Consider the following 19967-nt stretch of genomic DNA (forward strand, 5'->3'; position numbering starts at 1 on the left):
CGGCCCCGAGGCTGGCCGGCAGGAACCGTCGAATTATGCCATACCCCGGACGTGTTCCCGTGCGGATGCGGGCATCCGACGCCGGCATGAATCCCGATCTGACGGGTGAATTCAGCGTACGGCTACCTCCGATGCATCTCCACCTCAGCGGCGCACGCGATGGATCCAGTCCCGGAGTCGCCCGCCCATCGAGCTTCCGTCATCCGGTGTGAAGCTGATATCTCGTCCTCTCCAGGTCCTGGGCCCATCGATCGAGCTGGCAGTGGCGCTAGGCCGGCCACGCCTGAAGAACAAGATGATCAGACACCCAAGCGACAGCACAGTCGCGATAACCTGGATGATGCCACTCGACATCAGCGCGACGAACGCGAAGACGACGACGAGACCCAGGTTCATGCTGGGGGATACCCGAGACAGGCTCGGTAGTTGGAATCGCCGACGGGTTGGGCCAGACGACGTCGGATGGACGACCCGCAGGTGGGGATACCTGGGCTTCGGCGCGTCGTTCTCCATCTGGTCGAGGATCTCAATAATCTCTTCCTCGACCCTCGTGTACTTCTTGTCAGGCATGGCGGCCTCCTCCGCGATGCGGTGTGGGCATGGATGGGAGAGCGAGGGCTCCACGCGAATCCGCGAGATTCTGACCGGAACGGCGGGTGGCAGTAGCTCAGAATAGCCTACGCGCGAAAGCACGGCGATGGCTCGTTAGTGTACGACACTCGCGGCATCGCGAATGGCGTGTTTCGCGAACTCCGCGGCTCGGTCTTTGACCGATGGTAGACTTCGACGTTCAGCTCCTGTGCCGGCCGCTCGAAGCGATTGGCCGCCGGCGACTACCTCACGATGCCTTGACACTGGATGAGACGATGATTCGATATACCGTTGCCGATGACAATGGGACCGTGAGCTTCCTCGGCCCCGCCCATGTGATGAAGATGCTTGTGGCTGCATGCGCGCGCGGCGCGGCAACCCTCGACGACTTGCTCGATCTCAGCGTGCGATACGACGATCAGTTTTCTCGGAATGTTCTGGACGGCCTCGCGATCTTCGACGAGCACAATTCTCGAGAAAATACCAGCCAGATCGAGGCGGTCTTTGCTAGCCAGCCGCCGATTGAGTGGCCCCCTTTTCGAGTGTTCAACGATGTGACCCGGCGGGCGAGCACCCAGCCGGGTCATACTGGAACGATCGTGTTCAACCTGCGTTTCAAACGAATCGTGCAGGTACAGAATAGTTATGCCGAAATTCTGCGCCGAGATCGGGGCCGTATTCGGGAGGGTGGCCGGCCCACCCGGATGCTGTACTACTACGATCTACCGTCGGAATGGTCGCTCGTGCCCTGAGCCTCTATTCGCGGTCTTTTCGCGGAGCAGGCTTCTGACGGTCGCCTGGCGAATCTACTCGCGGCTTCCGACGGAACATCCCGCCGAATAGCATCTGGGACATCTGATCGCTCATCGACGCGCGTGTCATCTCGTCCTGCGTCTGTTGCACGAGTTGGCCCTCGCGACGCTCGGTTGTTGCCCAGTCGGCCCTGGCGTCCCGAGCTTCGGTGAAGTGTGCGAGCAGTGTCTCATCGGTCTCGTCCGTTGCCGCTGCAATCAGAGACCGTTCGTGTTCCAGCTCTTCAATAGCAGTGTCAAGCCAGCGCAAGATCGCGCCACGGTTCGTTGCGCAGATATCGCGGTGCATCTCCGGGCTGCCGGCCGCGAGGCGGGACGCATCCCGGAACCCTCCGGCGCTGAGGTGCTTCATGTCCCGCCAGCCGGTGTCGCGGCTGACCGACCGCATGAGCGCGACAGAGAGCAGGAACGGCAGGTGGCTGATCCCCGCGACGTACGCATCGTGCTCGATGGCGTCGATGAAGAGCGGCTCGGCGCCGAGAGCATTGACCATACCGAGGACTGTCTGAACCGCGGTCTCGTCGGCCTGGACACTCGGCACAACACACCAGGTCGCGTCCTTGAACAGAGCAGCGTCTGCGCCCTCGACGCTCTGGGTCTTGCCCGCCATCGGATGGCCCCCGATGAAGCTGACGTTCTCCGGCAGCGTCGTTCTCGCCCAATCCATGACCTCTGCCTTGGTCGAGGTCGTGTCGGTGACGACTGCGCCGTCCTTCAGATGCGGGGCGATCGACTCCATCACTCCCCGAACCGTCAGCGGCGGCACGGCTAGCACAATGAGATCGGCGCCCTGGACGGCGCGCGTCAGGTCCCATTCGGTGTTATCGACGGCCTTGAGCTTCTTACTGTAATTCTGGTGCTCGAGGTCGAGGTCAAAACCCGTGATTGAAAGAACTGCCGAACGGTTACCGTCCTTCGTCGCCCAGCGGCTCAAACCGAGGCCGATCGACGAACCGATTAATCCGAGACCAATAATCGTCACCTTTTGCATGGTGTTCCCTTCAAGCTGTCGATGGGGCGCCGGGTAATTAAGGGCTCACTGTGGCGCGAAAAGTATAGCAAACCACCCCCAATGCTCTGGCGAAACTCATGGTGTCGGTGACGGAGTAGCGGGAACGATCGTCGGGGAGCCAGCCGGAGGGGTGATCGTGCCGGATGTCGTGAAGTCGCTCAGCAACGGGTCGATACGAATGAACAGCACGATGAACGTCACGATCAGAATGACGATGGCGATGGCAAGGGTGGCCGCCACCGCACTTTCGCGTCGTGAAGATCCGCTTCTGGTCATTGCTGCGCCATCGTCTCTGGAGAATAGCTCTGCCAGTTGGCATTCCGCGGCTCGTTCGGGTTCGTGGCCGAAAGGATAGCAGTGACGAGCGAAGCATTCGTGACTCGTTTGCTACACTGGCCTACGTTGCTCGCGCGTAAGCGCGAGGTGCGTCGGCGCGCCGCGCTGCGAGAAAAGGACAAACGAGATGACTGATTTCCGGAACTACATCAATGGCCGGTGGGTCGATGCGAAGGGCGGCGGCGCGATTGAGCGCGCGAACCCGGCGACTGGAGCGATGATCGGCAGCTTTCCGAAGAGCGGGCGCGACGACGTGGTCGCAGCTGTCGAGGCGGCTAACGCTGCGTTCGACACGTGGAGGCGATATCCCGCGCCGAAACGCGGTGAGATCCTGTATCGAGTTGGTCAGCTGATGATGGACCGCAAGGAACAGCTCGGCCGCGAGATGACCGAAGAGATGGGGAAGGTTCTCACCGAGGCCAAGGGTGATGTCCAGGAGGGCATCGACATGGCGTTCTACATGGGCGGCGAAGGACGACGGATGTTCGGTCAGACCGTGCCGGCCGAGCTGCCAAACAAGTGGGCGATGTCTGTCCGGAAGCCGCTCGGGGTCGTCGCTGCGATCACGCCCTGGAACTTCCCAATGGCGATCCCGACCTGGAAGATCATGCCCGCTCTCGTCGCTGGGAACACCGTTGTCCTGAAGCCCGCGTCCTACACGCCCCGGATGGCGGTGCGGCTGGTCGAGATCTTCGAGGAAGCTGGCCTTCCGAAGGGGGTGCTGAACCTCGTGATCGGCAGCGGCCAGGAGGCGGGCGAGGTTCTGCTGGAGCACCCTGATGTCGCTTTGATCTCATTTACCGGGTCGAACGAAACAGGCACGCATATCAACGTCGAGGCGGCAAGGTCGCTCAAGCGCGTGTCGCTCGAGCTGGGTGGCAAGAACGCGATCATCGTCATGGATGACGCCGACGTCGACCTGGCCGTTGAAGGCATCGTCTGGAGCGCGTTTGGCACCTCCGGCCAACGATGCACTGCCGCCAGTCGGGTGATTGCGGACCGCAAGGTTGCGGACGAGGTTACCCAGAAGATCGCGGACCGCGCAGAGGCGATGCGGCTCGGGGACGGTCTGGACGCATCGACCGATATTGGGCCAGTCGTCAGTAAGTCGCAGCTCGAACGGATTCAGTCCTACATCGTCATCGGCAAGGAAGAGGGCGCTGAACTGGCCGTCGGCGGCCGAATCGCCGACTGGGATGACCTCTCGAAGGGTCACTTCCACCAGCCGACTGTCTTCGGTAACGTCAAGCCGGACATGCGGATTGCCCAGGAGGAGATCTTCGGGCCGGTGACGGCAGTGATCCCGGTCGACGGTCTGGACGAGGCCATCCGGGTGGCCAACAACGTGAAGTACGGCCTCTCAGCCTCGATCTACACGCAGGACGTGAACCGCGCGTTCCATGCGATGCAAGAGCTCTACACCGGCATTTGCTACATCAATGCCGGCACGATTGGCGCGGAAATTCAGTTGCCGTTTGGCGGCACCAAGGCGACCGGTAACGGTCATCGTGAGGCCGGCCAGGCAGCGATGGATGTCGTGACCGAATGGCAGGCGATCTACGTCGACTACAGCGGCCGGCTGCAGCGCGCGCAGATCGACGAGGTTCCCAGCGCTGACGCATCCTAGACACAATAGAGATCGACGCGGGGCCGGCTAGCCGGCCCCGTTCTTCATGCCTCGTGCGCGGAAACGTGGACGCCGCCGGGCCAGACCTTCTTCTCAACCATCGCGCAGTGATGATGGATGACCTGCAGGCCGAGCTCCGTCGCATAGGCGATCAGCTCTTCGCTCTCGGCGCCCGGTTGCAGCCAGAAGATCGGGATTCCAAGCTCGGCGGCCTCGATTGCGACTCGTCGTCCAACCCATGACGGGACGACGACATCGACGACATCGGGCTTCTCCGGCAGATCCTTCAGCGTCGGGTAGATTGGGTCGCCATCGACGCTTTCGGCATTGGGGTTCACACCGTACACGGTGTAGCCGGCCTGCTTCAGGTTTCGGTAGATTCGGTTTCCGAACTTCTCGGTGTTCTCAGATGCGCCGACAATAGCCCAGATCTTGTGGTTGATGGCCTCGTCGATGATTCCGCGCATTGGCCGTTGCTCTGCCATGAGTCCTCCCATCGCGCGCCGGTTGCAAACGGCATCGCTCTTCTCTTCGAAACAATAAGAACGGCCGGGCATTCCGCCCGACCGTTTCATCATGCGGGAAGGGAGGGATTCGAACCCTCGGTGGACTTATAAGGCCCACAACCGCTTAGCAGGCGGCCCCATTCGACCACTCTGGCACCTTCCCTTACAGGGCAGTTCAGCGCAGAAAGTGCATCGACATGGGTCAATAACACCATGTGTTCGACGCTGAATGCCGGGCGCAAGTATAGCAGAGGCCGGTCAACCGTTTCCGAGACCCATGCTGCCGATCTGGATCGGATGCGTGTATAACCGAAGATCATAGGGCCGCTCGAAGCAGCGGTGGCTGGCAGGCTGGAGGAACGGCAGTTGAGTGGATCGCCCGCGCGACAGACGGGCTGGGGGGTTGAACGCCGCGCAGCGTTGCTGGGAGGCGTCCGTCCTTTTGACGAACTCTCGGAAGAGACACTCCTGTCGATTGCGGGACGTAGTCGCGTTCGATCGATCGAACGTGGTTCGATCATCTTCGTTGAAGGACAACCCGCCGATGCGGTTCACGTGCTTGCCGAGGGCGAGGTGCGTGTCATTCGCGAAACCGATGATGGACGTGAGGTCATCCTCCGTTTGATCCGGCCGGGCGAGATGTTCGGTGGCGCAGGTGGTTGGGGTGTCGACAACTACCCGGCGACGACGATGGCTGCGGAAACCTCGGTCGTTCTCGTGTTGCCGGCGATTGAATTCCAATCGCTGATTCGAGAATTCCCCGATTTTGCGATCTCGGTAATCAGAGAGCTCGGGTCTCGACTTCGTGACGCTGAATCACGCATCCAGGAATTGCAGACCGAGCGCGTCGAGCGGCGCATTGCCCGGATGTTGCTCCGGCTGGCAAACCGCACGGGGACGCGCACGGCCGTCGGCATCGAGATCGACGTCACTCTCTCGCGTCAGGCGATTGCTGACCTCTGTGGAACAACGCTCAGTACCGCAAGTCGCGTGCTGAGCGCGTGGGATCGACAAGGCATTCTGATCGCCGCGCGTGAGCGTGTCATCATCCTCCGCCCTCATGATCTTGTCGCAATCGCTGAAGATATCGCCGACACCACCAATTGACCCGGCGTCTTTGCGCTGGCGCAAAGACGCGCTCTTCTACGTCTGGCATATGTTGGTGAAGCGTGCCGGACGGCGTCGATGGCAAGGACAAGCCATGATGGTTGAAGAGATCATCTCTACTGACACCAACCTCGATGATCTAGTGACCAGGTATCCACAAACGGTGCCGGTGTTCCTTCGCCACAGGATGTTGTGCTTCGGGTGTGATCTGGCGCGATTCGAGAGTATCGGCGACGCTTGCCGGATTTACGGCGAGCCCGTGGAGAGACTGCTCGAGGAGCTCATCGAGGCGATTCGGACGGATGATCCGTCACCGACCGCGCTTTGACGGGATTGGGTCAGGAGGAGAGCGTGCTGTCCGCGCTGATGGACGAGGACATGATCCTCACGATTCTCAAGGAAGTGTATGACCCCGAGCTCGGGATCAATGTCATCGATCTCGGTCTGGTTTACGGCGTCGAGATCGTCGACAACGGCGTTATTGTCACGATGACGCTGACGACTCCCGGCTGCCCACTTCACGACGTTCTGACCGAGGCGGTCGACTGGGCCGTCCGTACCCACATTCCGGGTGTAGCGACAGTGGATGTAAATCTGGTCTGGTCGCCCCCGTGGTCGCCAGACATGATCACGGAAGACGGCAAGCGCGAATTGGGGTGGTGGTGATGGCGCTCATTCAGCGACGCCGGTCACGCGGCCAGGCCGGGGACGAGACAATCGACGCGGACTGGAAGATCAGCGAGGTGCTTCGCGTCTATCCGCAACTTCTCGAGGTGCTGATCGACACAGCTCCTGCCTTCAGCAAGCTGCGAAACCCGGCCCTACGTCGGGTTCAATCACGCCTGGTCACGGTCGCGCAGGCCGCCCAGATCGCTGGACTCGAGCCAGATGCGCTCGTCCAACGGCTCAATGCCGCAGTCGATAGCGACGCTGTCTCGCCGGCCACGGTCTCGGCTAGCCAGCCGGCTGAACGTGTCCCCGGGGAACGACCGGCCTGGCTTGACGCCGCCGATATGGCGCTCGAGCTGGACGTTCGTTCGTTTCAGGATCGCGGCGAGGAGCCGTTCGGCGCGATTATGGGCGCCGCGCGCGACACGCCAGAGGGTTCTATGTTCTTGCTACGAAACACGTTTGAGCCGGTCCCCTTGTACGACGTGCTGGCTATGCGCGGCTTCGAGCACTGGACGTCGATGGATGCGGCAGATGACTGGCGCATCTGGTTCTTCAACTCGGGTGAATCACGCGCTCCCGTGCCGAAGGAGAAGGCCGCTCCCGCGCAACCTCAACCGGCTGACACGGATTGGTCGCGTCCAGACGCAGTCGTTACGATCGACGTGAGCGAGCTGGTGCCACCCGAGCCGATGATTAAGATCCTCGAGGCGCTTGAGTCACTGCCAGACGGTTCGTCGCTGCTGGTTCAGCATGTTCGCCGGCCGATGCACCTGTACCCGCAACTCGACGCAATGGGATATCGTCACGACACGCACGAGCTGGCGCAAGATCGTATCGAGGTGCTCATCCAGAAGCCGCCATTTGGTGAGGCAGCGGAGTGAAGCCACCGGCCGCGCCGCCACGGATGGGCGGTGGGATCAGTTCGGCGAACGCTCCCGATCTCGACATTCCGGCGCGTTTCATGGTGCTGGCCATGATCGGGATACTGGTGTCCGCGGCGATCGGTCCGTGGGCCTACCCATTACTGCTGAAATCGTTCTATACACCGAAGCTACTCGCATTCGTTCACCTCAACACATTGGGAATCATCGCTCCGCTGATCGTCGGCGCCAGCTACCAGCTCGTCCCGGTTGTGCTCCAGCAGCCGTTGGCCGTCCCGCGGCTGGCGCGATTTTCGTTCTGGGTCTATCTCACAGGGATTTTGCTGTTCCTGCCATCACTCGTTACAACATGGCAGCCCGGTCTCACAGTTGGCGGGGCACTCACGTTTACTGCGCTTGTCATGTACGCAGCGATCGTCTGGGGCACGCTTGCGGAAGCGCCGGAACGTGGAGTCGTCCGCTGGCATGTCGTCGCGGCGCTGACTGGGTTGCCGCTTGGCGTGCTGGCCGGCCTCTTGCTGGCGCTCAACAAAACGACCGGCTTTCTCGAAGGTTCGGGGCTATCGCTGCTAGCGGCCCACGCAACGCTCATGATCGTCTGCTGGATCGCACCTCTTCTGTTTGGCGTCGCATATCGGTTAGTCGGGATGTTCACGCTGACCGAGGATCGGCTTTGGCACCGGGTTGCATGGGCCGAGCTTGGCTGCACCGTGGCTGGCGGGTGGCTTCTGGCAGGCGCGTTGCTGCTCTACCGAGAACGCGCAATTCTGGTGGTTGCAGCTGCGATTATTCTTGCCGGCCAGATTCTCTTCACCGTTCAACTCGCCCATCTGTACCAATCCCGCCGGCGCAAGGTGATCGATGTCCATATCCCGTTCGCGCTGACCGCCGCGTCGATGGGTGTCGTGGCGGCGACAGCGCTCACGATCGGGATGGTCCGGGAGGCTGGACCGACGTCCGGACTCTGGGTCGCCTCCGTATGGCTTGCCCTGGCCGGATTGGCGATCAGCGCCATCCAGGGCTTCTTCTATAAGATCGCAACGTTCCTTGTCTGGCTTAATCGGTATGCGCCGGTCGCCGGCCGAATGAGAGTGCCACGGCTGGAGGAGCTCTATAGCCTCAGGCTCGCCCGTATCGGGTGGGTCGCCTGGCTCTCGGCGCTGCTGGCGACGATTGCCAGTCTGCTCTGGCAGGAACCAGCGATGGCCACTATCGGTGGCGTGCTTGCCACCGTCGGACTTGGCTGTTTCCTGGGGAACGTTGTGCGGATCGCCAGCCACTGGCAATCCGGAATGTCGACGCGCGTATTGGGGCGATTTCGCCGGGCTCGGCGGGACGCTGTAGGAGAAAGGGCTGTGCATGTCGGCACAGGCGAGTGAGACCGTTACGATCGATGTCCGTGGCATGGTGCCACGTGAGCGTCATCCGCTGATCTTCTCGAAGATCGATGGCCTTGCCGCGGGAGAAACGCTGCGGCTGATCAATGACCACGATCCCAAGCCGCTCTACTATCAGTTGATGGCCGAGCGTCCTGGCGCGATTGGCTGGGAGTACCTCGAAGAGGGTCCTGAAGTCTGGCAGGTCAGGATGACGAAGCAGTAGCGAACATCGGTGCTGCAGCACAACGCCCCGGCCACAATGGCCGGGGCGTTGTTGTATCGGCGGAGAGGGAGGGATTCGAACCCCCGGGGCTCATCACCCAACTGTTTTCAAGACAGCCGCCTTAAACCACTCGGCCACCTCTCCAGATGGCGCCAGCGCAATCAGTGTCGCGCGTGCGCCATGGTGATTCTACACCGGCCCGATCTGCTGCTGGCCACCGAGATAGGGTCGTAGCACCGTCGGGATGGTGATCGAGCCATCCTCGTTCTGGTAGTTCTCGATGACTGCGATCATGGTGCGCGGCATACCGAGCCCCGAGCCGTTCAGAGTATGGACGAACTGCGGGCGTTGACCCTCGTCGGGCCGGAACCGAATGTTCGATCGCCGCGCCTGGAAGTCGCGGAAGTTCGAGCACGACGACACCTCGAGCCATTCATCGACTCCCGGCGCCCAGGCCTCAAGATCAATCTTTCGCGAGGCCACGAATGAGAGGTCGCCGGTGCAGATCTCCAGCGTGCGATACGGGAGTTCCAGCCGCTCGAGCGTCTCGGCGGCGTCGTGGATGAGGCGCATGTGCTCCTCGGACGAGTCCTCCGGTCGGACGAACTTCACCAGCTCGACCTTGTCGAACTGGAAGAGCCGCTTGATGCCACGGACGTCGCGGCCGGCGCTCGCCTTCTCGTTACGGAAGCAGGCCGAGTAGGCGGTGTGATTGATCGGCAGTTGCGAGCCGTCGAGAATCTCGTCCCGGTACATGTTCGTCACCGGGACCTCGGCGGTCGGGATCATCCAGAGATCCTCGGCCTCGTCGCGGAAGAGGGTATCGGCGAACTTCGGCAGGTTGCCGGTGCCGACCATCGCCTCGCGCCGGACGAGGTAGGGCGGGTAGACCTCCTCGTAGCCTTGCTCGCGGTGCAGGTCGAGCATCCAGGTGATCAGTGCCCGCTGGAGGCGCGCGCCATCACCGCGGAGGAAGTTGAAGCGCGATCCTGATACCTTCACTCCTCGCTCGAAGTCGATGATCCCCAACTGCTCACCGATTTCCCAGTGCGGTCGCGGCTGGAAGTCGAACGTGCGGGGTGTTCCCCAGGTGCTGGTGATGACGTTATCTGTCTCATCCTTGCCAACTGGCACCTCTGGGCCGGGTAGATTTGGGACCAGTAACTGGAGGTGCTGCTGCTCAGCGTCGAGGGCGTTGACCTTGTTGTTCAACTCGGCGATCTCGTCACCCAGCCGGCGCATTTCGGCGATATGCGCGTCGCGCTCTGCGCCGGCCGGCACCTTGCCGGTCTTGCGCGAGCCCTCGTTGAGTTGCGCTCGCATGCCCTCGACCTCGGTGAGGGTTGCGCGGCGCTGTTCGTCGATCGCCAGAATCTCGTCAATCGGCGCAGTCGTCTGCAGCTTCGCGATCTGTTCCTTAACGTAGTCGGGCCTCTCCCGGATCAGCCGTATGTCCAACATCTGTTGTCTCCGTTTCGCGTGGCGTCGAAAGTCATCGTGTTCTGCGCCTCGCGCGACTGCAGGCCAGCCCGCCACGAGTGCCAGATCGCGGGTATGCGACACGATTGATGAATGCAGCATGGTCACCGGCTGGTTGGCCTGAGACCACTTCGTTCGACCGCTGATGAATCATTGTGACATATCGCCTCTCATCAGTTTCGAGGTGACAACGAAAGACGCCCCACGATGTAGGACGTCCCGAGCAGCCGACCCGAATGGGTTGCTGGCTGCTCAATCGCTTGCACGACTGTGGAGATGGCCGATCGCGATTGATTCAAAGTCCGGAATGAACCTCAGCCACGAATCCGACACTACCGCGCTCATTCGGCGCTGAATCGTGTAGTACCGGCCGGCCTTCGGCTCGAACGGAAGGCGCGACAACCGCATCTTCGAGTCGGTCAGCAACTTCCCCCCCTTGCGGTGGTTGCAACTGCGGCAAGCCGACACCAGATTCTCCCAACTGTGCACGCCGCCACGGGAACGAGGGATGATGTGGTCGATGGTCAGGTCAGCGGTGCGGCTGCCGCAGTACTGGCAGGTGTAGTTGTCACGAATGAAGATTTCCCGCCGAGTTAACTTCACTCGTGGATGTGGCCGGCGAATGAGATGACTCAGCCTGATCACGGACGGCGCTTCGATCGTGCTCGACGCAGTGATGATACGAACCTGGTAGACATCGAGCACCTCAGCCTTGTCGTGGATGATCAGGCCGATTGCGCGGCGCATGTTGCAGACGTTCAAGGGTTCATAGTTCTGATTGAGAACCAGAACCATCTGCCGTGTGGCGATCGGTTGGAGAGGCTCCGTGGGTTGATTCATCAGTCGATGTGCTTCCAGGCCGCTCTCGCACGGAGCGTGCATACAGGCCCAGGGGACGAATTCGCACTCCGTGATCATAGCAACGCCAGCAGCCATCGCGCAAGCGTCTACAGGCTATACGGACGCAGCGTCCGGACACTTCCGGCGGCCCAATTCTTCACACTCCCGGATTCAGTCGGCTGCGAGCGCTGGCTCCGCATGCAGCACCCGTAGCGCCTGGCCAGTGTATGACGCCTCGACCTCGGCGATCGCTTCCGGCGTGCCAGCGGCGATGATCTCTCCACCGCGATGGCCGCCTTCGGGGCCAAGGTCGATGATCCAGTCTGCCGACTTGATGACATCGAGATTGTGCTCGATCACCAGGATCGTGTTTCCCGCGTCAGCAAGGCGCTGGAGCACACCGAGTAGCCGCTCGATGTCAGCAAAGTGGAGGCCGGTCGTTGGTTCGTCGAGGATATAGAGCGTCTTGCCAGTCGCCCGCCGGGATAGCTCGGTTGCAAGCTTCACTCGCTGCGCTTCGCCGCCGGAGAGCTGCGTGGCCGGCTGGCCGAGATGGATATACCCGAGGCCGACATCGAAGAGGGTCTGCATCTTGTTGCGGACCTTTGGGATATTCTCGAAAAACTCCAGCGATTCCTCGACAGTCATGTCGAGCACATCGGCAATGCTCTTGCCCTTGTATTCGATCTCGAGCGCCTCGCGATTGTATCGCTTCCCATGGCAGACCTCGCACGGAACATAGACGTCGGGAAGGAACTGCATCTCGATCTTGACGATTCCATCCCCGGAGCACGCCTCGCAGCGCCCGCCCTTGACGTTGAACGAAAAGCGGCCGGCCTTGTAGCCGCGTGTCTTCGCCTCGGGCATCGCCGCGAACAGCTCGCGAATGTGGGTAAACACGCCAGTGTAGGTGGCCGGGTTGGAGCGTGGCGTGCGACCGATCGGGCTCTGGTCGATGTCGATGACTTTGTCGATGTGCTCAACCCCGTCGAGCCGGTCGAACGCGCCGGGTCGATCGTGCGCGCGATAGAGAATCTGGGCAAGCCGACGATAGAGCGTGTCACTGATCAGTGTGCTCTTGCCAGAACCCGAAACGCCGGTTACGCAGATGAACGTCCCTAGCGGGAACTCAGCGGTGACATTCTTCAGATTGTTCGCTCTCGCCCCGGCCAGCACGAGTCGGGCTCCGTTGCCGGCGCGCCGTGTCGTCGGGACAGGAATCACCCGCCGGCCACTCAGGTAGTCGCCAGTGATCGAGCTCAAGTCGGCGATGATGTCGTCGAACGTACCCTCAGCGACTATGTGCCCACCGTGTTCGCCGGCGCCGGGGCCGATGTCGATGATCCAGTCCGCCGCTCGCATCGTCTCCTCATCGTGCTCGACGACCAGCAGCGTGTTGCCGATATCGCGGAGTTGGGTCAACGTATGGATCAAACGCGCGTTATCACGATGATGCAGACCGATCGACGGCTCGTCCAGCACATACATCACGCCCATGAGCCGGCTGCCGATCTGTGTTGCGAGCCGGATTCGCTGCGCCTCGCCACCGGAGAGACTCGCGGCCGCACGGTCCAGGGTGAGATAGTCGAGGCCAACATCAACCAGAAACCCGAGCCGTTCGCGAATCTCCTTGAGCACCTGTCGGGCGATGAGCATCTCCCGGTCAGAGAGCGCGCCGGACTGCAGGCGCTGGACAAAATCGAGCGATTGCTGGATCGAGTTCCGGGCGATGTCGACGATCGAGTGACCATCCACTGTGACCGCAATGACTTCGGGCCGGAGGCGCGCGCCCTTACAGGTCGGACATGGGCGCGACGCCATGTACTGCTCCATGTCCTGCCGGATGTAATCGGATGTCGTCTGCCGTAACCGCCGCTCGAGGTAGGGGATCACGCCCTCGTACTTGACGGTGTACTGTCTGCGCCGGCCACTGCGTGCCGTGTAACGCACCGTCAGCGTTGGGTGGCCGTCCCCGTGGAGGACGAGCTTGCGCTGTTCGGGGGTGAGGTCGCGGAACGGGATGTCCATCGGGATATCCTGCGTCTCGGCAAGGGCCGCAACCATCGCTTCATACCAGGCGTTCGCATCGCGTCCCGGTCGTGACCAGGGCGAGATGGCGCCATCGGCCAGCGTCAGGTCCGGATCCGAGACTACGAGATCCTCGTCGAATTCCATCGCAATGCCGAGCCCTGTGCAGGTCGGGCAGGCTCCATGTGGGCTGTTGAACGAGAACGAGCGCGGCTCGATGTCACCGATCGAGACACCACAGACCGGGCAGGCGAAATGCTCCGAGAACGGCAGTTCCTGTCCATCGATGATCTGAATCGTGACATTGCCGTTGCCGAGCCGCAGTGCCGTCTCAAGGGAATCGATCAGGCGAATGCGCAGCGCGTGCAGATCCTCATCCGACTCGTGGCGCACGACAAGGCGGTCGACTACCACCTCGATCGTGTGCTTCTTGTACTTGGCCATCGGGATCGTCTCGTCCAGTTCGCGTATCTCGCCATCGACGCGGACGCGAACGAACCCACCCTTCCGGATCTGGTCGAGGACGTTCTGGTGCTCGCCTTTGCGATCGCGGATCACTGGACCAAGGACGAGGATGCGCGAACCTTCTGGAAGAGCGAGGATCGTCTCCGCCATCTGTTGAACAGACTGCTGGCTGATCTCGCGCCCGCACTTCGGACAATGGGGGTGACCGATACGCGCGTACAGTAGCCGCAGGTGGTCGTAGATCTCAGTGACGGTCCCGACGGTCGAGCGAGGATTACGGCTTGCGCCCTTCTGGTCGATCGAGATTGCTGGGGAGAGGCCGTCGATCTGGTCGACATCTGGCTTCTCCATTTGCCCGAGGAACTGCCGGGCATAGGCCGATAGTGACTCGACATATCGACGCTGTCCTTCGGCGTAGATAGTGTCGAACGCGAGCGATGACTTCCCCGAGCCGGAAAGGCCGGTCAGAACGACCAGCTTGTCCCGAGGGATCTCAACGTCTATGTTCTTCAGATTGTGCTCGCGGGCGCCTCGAACGACGATCTTATCTATCGGCATCTGGACTCCGGTGTCGCTGCGCGGGTGGTCGGCTGTTGACTGGCACTATCGATCGTGCGTAGAACATTCATTCGTATTCCCGAATTGTAGCAGCCCCCGAACACGTTCGGAACGCACCGGACGAAACGTTCGTTGACATGCAGTCACGATACACGAAATGGCTGCGGATTCCCTGTCCGCGCTGGTATCCTATGAAGCAACTGAGAACCGCCAAAGGACGGGAGGAGTAGGTCCTCCGCGGCGGCCAGAGAGGCGAGGCCCGAGGCTGCAAGCCTCGCCACGCAGGCGCGGCTGAAGTCGCCCGTTCGGTCGAGCGCTGAGGTGTCGATCGACACGCCAGGCTCTCGCGGGTTCGCCCGTTATCGCGCACGAGCGCGACGGCCCAGCCGTCGAAGCAAGGTGGAACCGCGGGTGAGCCCGTCCTTGGCAGGACGGGTTTTCTGTTTCTGATTGAGCATGAGCGCCACTGCCGGCCGGCTTCTGGCAGATCAAAGGAGAACGAGTATGACGACGCAGCCCGGGGTCGCGTCCGGCGCGGATGAGCTGGGTAAGGCCTACGATCCAGGCGCCACAGAACGCGGCTGGTACGAGTTCTGGCACTCTCGCGGTTACTTCAAGCCAGTCGATCGTGGCCGCGGTCCATACGTCGTTATCATGCCGCCACCCAACGTCACTGGTGAGCTGCATATGGGGCACGCGCTGTTTTCGGCGGTCGAGGATCTGATGATCCGGTATCACCGGATGCTCGGCTTCGCCGCGCTCTGGCTGCCAGGCGCAGACCATGCTGGTATTGCGGGGCAGTGGGTCGTCGAGAAGGAGCTCGCGAAGGAGGGATTGACACGCCATGATCTCGGGCGCGAGCAGTTCCTCAGCCGCGTCTGGGACTGGATGGAGTCGTACCAGGAGCGAATCAAGGGTCAACTCCAGTCGCTCGGCGCGTCGTGCGACTGGTCGCGATATGTCTTCACGATGGATCCTGGCCCCGCCCACGCAGTTCGCGTGGCATTCAAGCATCTGTATGACAAGGGCCTGATTTATCGCGGGGAGCGTCTGATCTCCTGGTGTCCACGTTGCATGACGGCGCTTTCCGACCTCGAGGTCGTTCATGAAGATGTCTCGTCGTTTCTCTGGCATCTGCGCTACCCACTGGCCGATGGGAGTGGCGTTATCGAGGTTGCGACGACCCGGCCCGAGACGATGCTGGGGGACACCGCGGTCGCGGTCCACCCAGACGACGAACGGTATCGCGCGCTGATCGGCCATGAGGTCATCCTTCCGATCCTCAACCGTCGGATTCCCGTCGTCGCCGATGAGGCTGTCGACCGTGCATTTGGCAGCGGCGCAGTCAAAGTGACTCCGGCTCACGATCCGAATGATTTCGAGATTGGCCGGCGACACAACCTGCCGATGGTGAATGTCATGAATCTCGACGGCACGATGAATGACGAGGCCGGGCCGTTTGCAGGGTTGTCAATCGCCGAAGCACGCGAGCAGGTCGTTGCGCGACTGGAACAGGATGGAGCGCTAGCCCGCGTCGAGCCGCACGAGCATTCGGTGGGGCATTGTGACCGTTGTGGGTCAGTTGTCGAGCCGCTCATCTCGAAGCAGTGGTTCGTCCAGATGGCGCCACTGGCGAAGCCGGCGATAGAAGTCGTGAAGGACGGCCAGATCCGATTCTATCCATCGCGATTTTCCACCGTGTATCTGAGCTGGATGGAGAACATCCACGATTGGTGCATCTCGCGGCAACTCTGGTGGGGCCACCGGATTCCGATCTGGTACTGCCGCGACTGTGGAGAAATGACGGCAACCGACCAGGAGCGCCTCGGGAGCTGCGACGCATGCGGGTCGCGCAATATCGAGCAGGATCCTGACGTGCTCGATACCTGGTTTTCGTCCGGCCTCTGGACCTTCTCGACGCTTGGCTGGCCGGAAGAGACGCCGGACCTGCGCATGTACTACCCCGGTCATTTGATGGAGACTGGCTACGACATCATCTTCCACTGGGTGGCGAGGATGATCTTCTTCGGCATCGAGCTCATGGGCGCGCCTCCGTTCAAGGATGTCTATCTTCACGGAACCGTCCGCGATCAGCACGGCCAGCGCATGAGCAAGACCAAAGGCAACGTGCTCGATCCGACGACAATCAGCGCGGAGTATGGGACCGACGCGCTACGGTTCGCGCTTCTCACAGCATCGGGTCCAGGCAGCGACCTGAAGCTGTCCACCGAACGCGTCGAAGCCATGCGTAATTTCGCCAACAAGCTGTTCAACGCGACTCGCTTTTCGTTGCGAGCGATCGAAAGCGCACAGATCGTGCGGGACGACGACGGCGCTCCTGCTCGCCCTGTTGACGAAGCACTCTCGATCCCGGATCGGTGGATTCTCAGCCGGCTCGCCTCCACGATCGAAGATGTCACCCGGTTGATGGACGGGTATCAACTGCACGAGGCCGGCCGGGCGCTGTATGAATTTATCTGGTCGGAGTTCTGCGACTGGTATATCGAGGCAGTGAAAGTGCGGCTCTACGCCGAACCGATGGATCCTGTTGTGCCCCAGACGCTCGCCTATGTGCTCGAGAGGACGCTTCGGCTGCTGCACCCGTTCATGCCGTTTGTGACCGAAGAGCTTTGGCAGCAACTTCCGCATTCCGGGGATGCGCTGATCGTAGCCGCATTCCCGGAGGCGGGGGAGTCGTTTCCAGAGGCCGTCGCCAGCTTCGAGCTGCTTCGTGAAGCCACCCGGGAGATCCGGAATGCTCGCAGCGAACATGGGGTCGATCCGGGTCGTCGGATCAGCGCGGTCATCTATCCTGGCCAGGCGCGGGCGACGTTCGAAGAGCTGGCGGGCGAGCTGCAGTCTCTCGCCCGGATCGATCGCGATACCTGGGAGGTTCGCGACGGCGAGCCGGAGTCTCCTGCGACGAGCACTGTGATCGTCGTCGGCGGGTCGACGATCTACCTACCACTGGCTGGGATGGTTGACCTTGCCGCGGAACAGGCGAGAATCGAACGGGAGATCGCAGAAGTCGAGGCAGAAATCGCTCGAGTTGATGCGATGCTCGCCAATGAGCAGTTCGTAGCCAAGGCGCCGGAGAAGGTCGTCGGAGCTCAGCGCGAGCGTCGAGCGGCGGCAGCGGAACGTCAGGACTTGCTGCGCAGGAGCCTGACTGAGCTTGGTTGATGCATCTGACGCTCTGCCCGCCGACTGGTTCATGGCCGATGTCGTCGGTGTTGCTCGTGGGCTCGTCGGACGATGGTTGATGGTTGACGTAACGACGCGGGCGTTGATTCTTGAGACCGAGGCGTACGGTGGGGCGGAAGACCTTGCCTCGCATGCAGCTTTCCGACCGGGTGGGCGCGCGGCAGTTATGACAGATCATGGCGGGACCGTCTATGTCTATGCGGCGTATGGCATGTATCCCTGCTTCAACATCGTCACCGGCGCTCGGGGGTCGGCGTCGGCGGTGCTGCTTCGCGGCGTGCTCTTGCCAGATCAACAACGACACGTGTCCGGGCCGGGACGAACAGCCCGGGCGCTGGATATCGTGCTGGCCGACCATGGTGAGCGAATTCCTGGCCCTCGCTTTTCGATCAGCACCGAACGCGTGCCTTGTGTCATCCAGCAGACAACGCGAGTGGGAATCCGGCGGGGAGTTGAGACGCCGTGGCGGTTTGCTGGCCGGCCACTCGTGAGGGATCACTGATGGGCATTCAACGGCTGCCGGAAGAGATGATCGGGCGCATCGCCGCCGGCGAGGTGATCGAACGCCCGGCGGCGGCGGTGAAGGAGCTCATCGAGAATGCGCTTGATGCTGGCGCTACCGCAATCGATGTGGCGATCAGCGAGGGTGGAGTCGCGTTCATCGATGTCCGGGACGACGGGGCCGGCATGTCTGACAAGGACTTGCTGCTGGCTGTCGAGCGCCACGCGACATCGAAGATCACCTCGATCGACGATCTGATGTCATTGAAGACGCTAGGCTTTCGTGGCGAGGCGCTCGCGTCGATGGCCGCTGTCAGCGACCTCACCATCCGCACCCTCGATGGCGCCAGCGGCGAGGGATGGTCCAGGCGTGTGAAGTTCGGCGTCGGCGGCCCGGTCGAGCGCATCGCCTGGGCCAGTGGCGCAGCAATTTCCGCGCGGAGCCTGTTCGAGAATGTTCCGGCGCGTCGCAAATTCCTCCGCCAGCCGCAGACAGAGGCGTCCTACGTGACGCGCGTCGTGAGCGCATATGCGCTTGCCTACCCCGGTGTCGCGTTCACGCTGGAGATTGACGGCCGGCGGACGATGACGACCGACGGGCGTGGCGATCAGATCGCGGCAGCCGTCGGTGTCTGGGGTGATGAAGTTGCCGCTGCGCTTGTGCCGCTGCGCACTCCAGATGACATGCCGGAGGGATACGACGTTGGTGGCCTGGTGTCACTCCCGCATCTCGATCGAGCGACCAGACAGGCCCAGCACCTGTTCGCGCAGGGGAGACTCGTGGCGAGCCGTCAACTCGGAACCGCATTCGAGCAGGCGTACCAGACGCTGCTGATGGTTGGCCGCCATCCGGTTGGCTGCATCCGGCTGACCGTGCCGCCCGATCGTATCGACGTCAACGTTCATCCGACGAAGGCAGAGGTTCGGTTTGCCGACGAGCGGCTTGTCTTTTCGCTCGTCCAGCGCGCCGTTCGCGAGGCGATTGTCGCAATGGCGCCTCCGCCGGCCGTCCCCACGGTCGTCGCGTCGCCGCTCAGCGACTGGGCGGTCCAGCGACGCTTCGCGCTGGCGCACCCCGACCGCCACCCATCGCTGGCGTCATTGACCGACACGCTTTCTTCGGGAACCAGCGAGTCGCTCGCGCCGGAGCCAGCGGCGGAACACCGGCTGCCAGTTCTTCGCGTCCTTGGCCAGATCGCGTCGACGTTCATCATCGCCGAGGGACCGGACGGTATGTATATGATCGACCAGCATGCCGCCCACGAGCGGATCATGTATGAGCGGTTGATGGCGGACTACGTCGCCCGTTCGCCAGACCGCCAACTTCTGCTGGAGCCGGCTACGGTCGATCTGGCGGCGCCAGCCTGGGAGATGTATCGCAATTGCCGCGACGACCTGGTGGCGCTTGGCTTCGACCTCGAGGAATTCGGCGGCACGGCGATTCTCGTCCGGGCTGTGCCGGCCAAGCTGCGTGTCCGACACCCGGCTCGAATGATTGAGACGATACTTGAAGAGCTGGTGGCTGGTGGACGAGGGGAGTCACGTCTGGAGTCCCTCGCCATCAGTGCGGCCTGTCACGCTTCGATCCGCGCGAACCAGCCGCTTTCATTGCTGGAGATGCGGGAGCTCGTCGTTCAGCTCGAACGATGCTCCTCGCCGCTTGCGTGCGGCCATGGCCGGCCGACGATGTTGAGGATGACCTCGGAAGAGCTGGAAAAGCAGTTCTCACGCCGATGAACGGAGGAG

The 19967-nt window shown here is 61.9% G+C and carries 18 protein-coding genes and 2 tRNA genes; 11 read left to right on the forward strand and 9 right to left on the reverse strand.

The features are described from left to right. Positions 1–144: 144 nt before the first annotated feature. Complete coding sequence (locus tag V9F06_05940) at positions 145–570, reverse strand: hypothetical protein (GenBank protein ID MEI2617177.1); 426 nt, start codon at positions 568–570, stop codon at positions 145–147. Positions 571–773: 203 nt separating this feature from the next. On the opposite strand from V9F06_05940, the gene V9F06_05945 reads away from it, so the two are divergent. Further along, positions 774–1343 carry a hypothetical protein gene (locus tag V9F06_05945; GenBank protein ID MEI2617178.1) on the forward strand — a complete coding sequence of 190 codons (570 nt, stop codon included), beginning with the start codon at positions 774–776 and terminating at the stop codon, positions 1341–1343. Between the two features lie 4 nt (positions 1344–1347). Here V9F06_05945 and V9F06_05950 read toward each other — a convergent pair whose 3' ends face one another. Both V9F06_05950 and V9F06_05955 read right to left on the reverse strand, forming a co-directional pair. Next, entirely contained in the window at positions 1348–2394 is a 1047-nt protein-coding gene (locus V9F06_05950) for a prephenate dehydrogenase (protein MEI2617179.1), read from the reverse strand. Positions 2395–2490: 96 nt separating this feature from the next. Beyond that, positions 2491–2655: a hypothetical protein gene (locus V9F06_05955; GenBank protein MEI2617180.1), complete on the reverse strand. Its 165-nt coding sequence runs from the start codon at positions 2653–2655 to the stop codon at positions 2491–2493. 223 nt (positions 2656–2878) lie between these two features. On the opposite strand from V9F06_05955, the gene V9F06_05960 reads away from it, so the two are divergent. Next, positions 2879–4378 carry an aldehyde dehydrogenase family protein gene (locus V9F06_05960; protein ID MEI2617181.1) on the forward strand — a complete coding sequence of 500 codons (1500 nt, stop codon included), beginning with the start codon at positions 2879–2881 and terminating at the stop codon, positions 4376–4378. A gap of 44 nt (positions 4379–4422) precedes the next feature. Here V9F06_05960 and V9F06_05965 read toward each other — a convergent pair whose 3' ends face one another. Together V9F06_05965 and V9F06_05970 are read right to left on the reverse strand one after the other, a co-directional pair. Next, positions 4423–4863, reverse strand: a complete 441-nt coding sequence (locus V9F06_05965; GenBank protein MEI2617182.1) for a CoA-binding protein — start codon at positions 4861–4863, stop codon at positions 4423–4425. A gap of 94 nt (positions 4864–4957) precedes the next feature. Beyond that, positions 4958–5047, reverse strand: a tRNA-Ser gene (locus tag V9F06_05970). 203 nt (positions 5048–5250) lie between these two features. Here V9F06_05970 and V9F06_05975 point away from each other — a divergent pair. The 6 genes from V9F06_05975 (at position 5251) to V9F06_06000 (ending at position 9146) form a co-directional block, all read left to right on the forward strand. Next, positions 5251–5991: a Crp/Fnr family transcriptional regulator gene (locus V9F06_05975; protein MEI2617183.1), complete on the forward strand. Its 741-nt coding sequence runs from the start codon at positions 5251–5253 to the stop codon at positions 5989–5991. Between the two features lie 94 nt (positions 5992–6085). Continuing rightward, on the forward strand, positions 6086–6319 hold the full coding sequence (locus tag V9F06_05980; protein ID MEI2617184.1) for a DUF1858 domain-containing protein: 234 nt from the start codon (positions 6086–6088) through the stop codon (positions 6317–6319). Between the two features lie 23 nt (positions 6320–6342). Further along, entirely contained in the window at positions 6343–6657 is a 315-nt protein-coding gene (locus V9F06_05985) for a metal-sulfur cluster assembly factor (GenBank protein MEI2617185.1), read from the forward strand. Beyond that, on the forward strand, positions 6657–7544 hold the full coding sequence (locus V9F06_05990; protein ID MEI2617186.1) for a DUF2249 domain-containing protein: 888 nt from the start codon (positions 6657–6659) through the stop codon (positions 7542–7544). Before V9F06_05985 ends, V9F06_05990 begins: the two co-directional genes overlap by 1 nt. Next, positions 7541–8923: a hypothetical protein gene (locus V9F06_05995; GenBank protein MEI2617187.1), complete on the forward strand. Its 1383-nt coding sequence runs from the start codon at positions 7541–7543 to the stop codon at positions 8921–8923. Before V9F06_05990 ends, V9F06_05995 begins: the two co-directional genes overlap by 4 nt. After that, positions 8904–9146: a DUF2249 domain-containing protein gene (locus tag V9F06_06000; GenBank protein MEI2617188.1), complete on the forward strand. Its 243-nt coding sequence runs from the start codon at positions 8904–8906 to the stop codon at positions 9144–9146. Before V9F06_05995 ends, V9F06_06000 begins: the two co-directional genes overlap by 20 nt. A gap of 60 nt (positions 9147–9206) precedes the next feature. Here V9F06_06000 and V9F06_06005 read toward each other — a convergent pair. From V9F06_06005 to uvrA, 4 genes are all read right to left on the reverse strand, one after another. Next, positions 9207–9290, reverse strand: a tRNA-Ser gene (locus V9F06_06005). Between the two features lie 45 nt (positions 9291–9335). Then, positions 9336–10607, reverse strand: a complete 1272-nt coding sequence (serS, locus tag V9F06_06010) for a serine--tRNA ligase (GenBank protein MEI2617189.1) — start codon at positions 10605–10607, stop codon at positions 9336–9338. Positions 10608–10877: 270 nt separating this feature from the next. Next, the gene (locus tag V9F06_06015) at positions 10878–11465 is read right to left on the reverse strand and encodes an HNH endonuclease (GenBank protein ID MEI2617190.1); all 588 of its coding nucleotides are present in this window, start codon (positions 11463–11465) and stop codon (positions 10878–10880) included. Positions 11466–11636: 171 nt separating this feature from the next. After that, entirely contained in the window at positions 11637–14516 is a 2880-nt protein-coding gene (uvrA, locus tag V9F06_06020) for an excinuclease ABC subunit UvrA (protein ID MEI2617191.1), read from the reverse strand. 504 nt (positions 14517–15020) lie between these two features. Between uvrA and V9F06_06025 the strand changes: the two genes are divergently transcribed. The 3 genes from V9F06_06025 to mutL are packed head-to-tail and all read left to right on the forward strand — an operon-like array spanning position 15021 to position 19958. Beyond that, positions 15021–17699, forward strand: coding sequence for a valine--tRNA ligase (locus tag V9F06_06025; protein MEI2617192.1), 2679 nt, complete (start codon positions 15021–15023; stop codon positions 17697–17699). Beyond that, complete coding sequence (locus tag V9F06_06030) at positions 17692–18222, forward strand: DNA-3-methyladenine glycosylase (protein MEI2617193.1); 531 nt, start codon at positions 17692–17694, stop codon at positions 18220–18222. Before V9F06_06025 ends, V9F06_06030 begins: the two co-directional genes overlap by 8 nt. After that, complete coding sequence (gene mutL, locus V9F06_06035; GenBank protein MEI2617194.1) at positions 18222–19958, forward strand: DNA mismatch repair endonuclease MutL; 1737 nt, start codon at positions 18222–18224, stop codon at positions 19956–19958. The genes V9F06_06030 and mutL overlap by 1 nt, the downstream gene beginning before the upstream one ends. The last annotated feature ends 9 nt before the right edge of the window (positions 19959–19967 follow it).

The sequence above is a fragment of the Thermomicrobiales bacterium genome (assembly GCA_037045155.1).
Classification (GTDB): Bacteria; Chloroflexota; Chloroflexia; order Thermomicrobiales; family CFX8; genus JAMLIA01.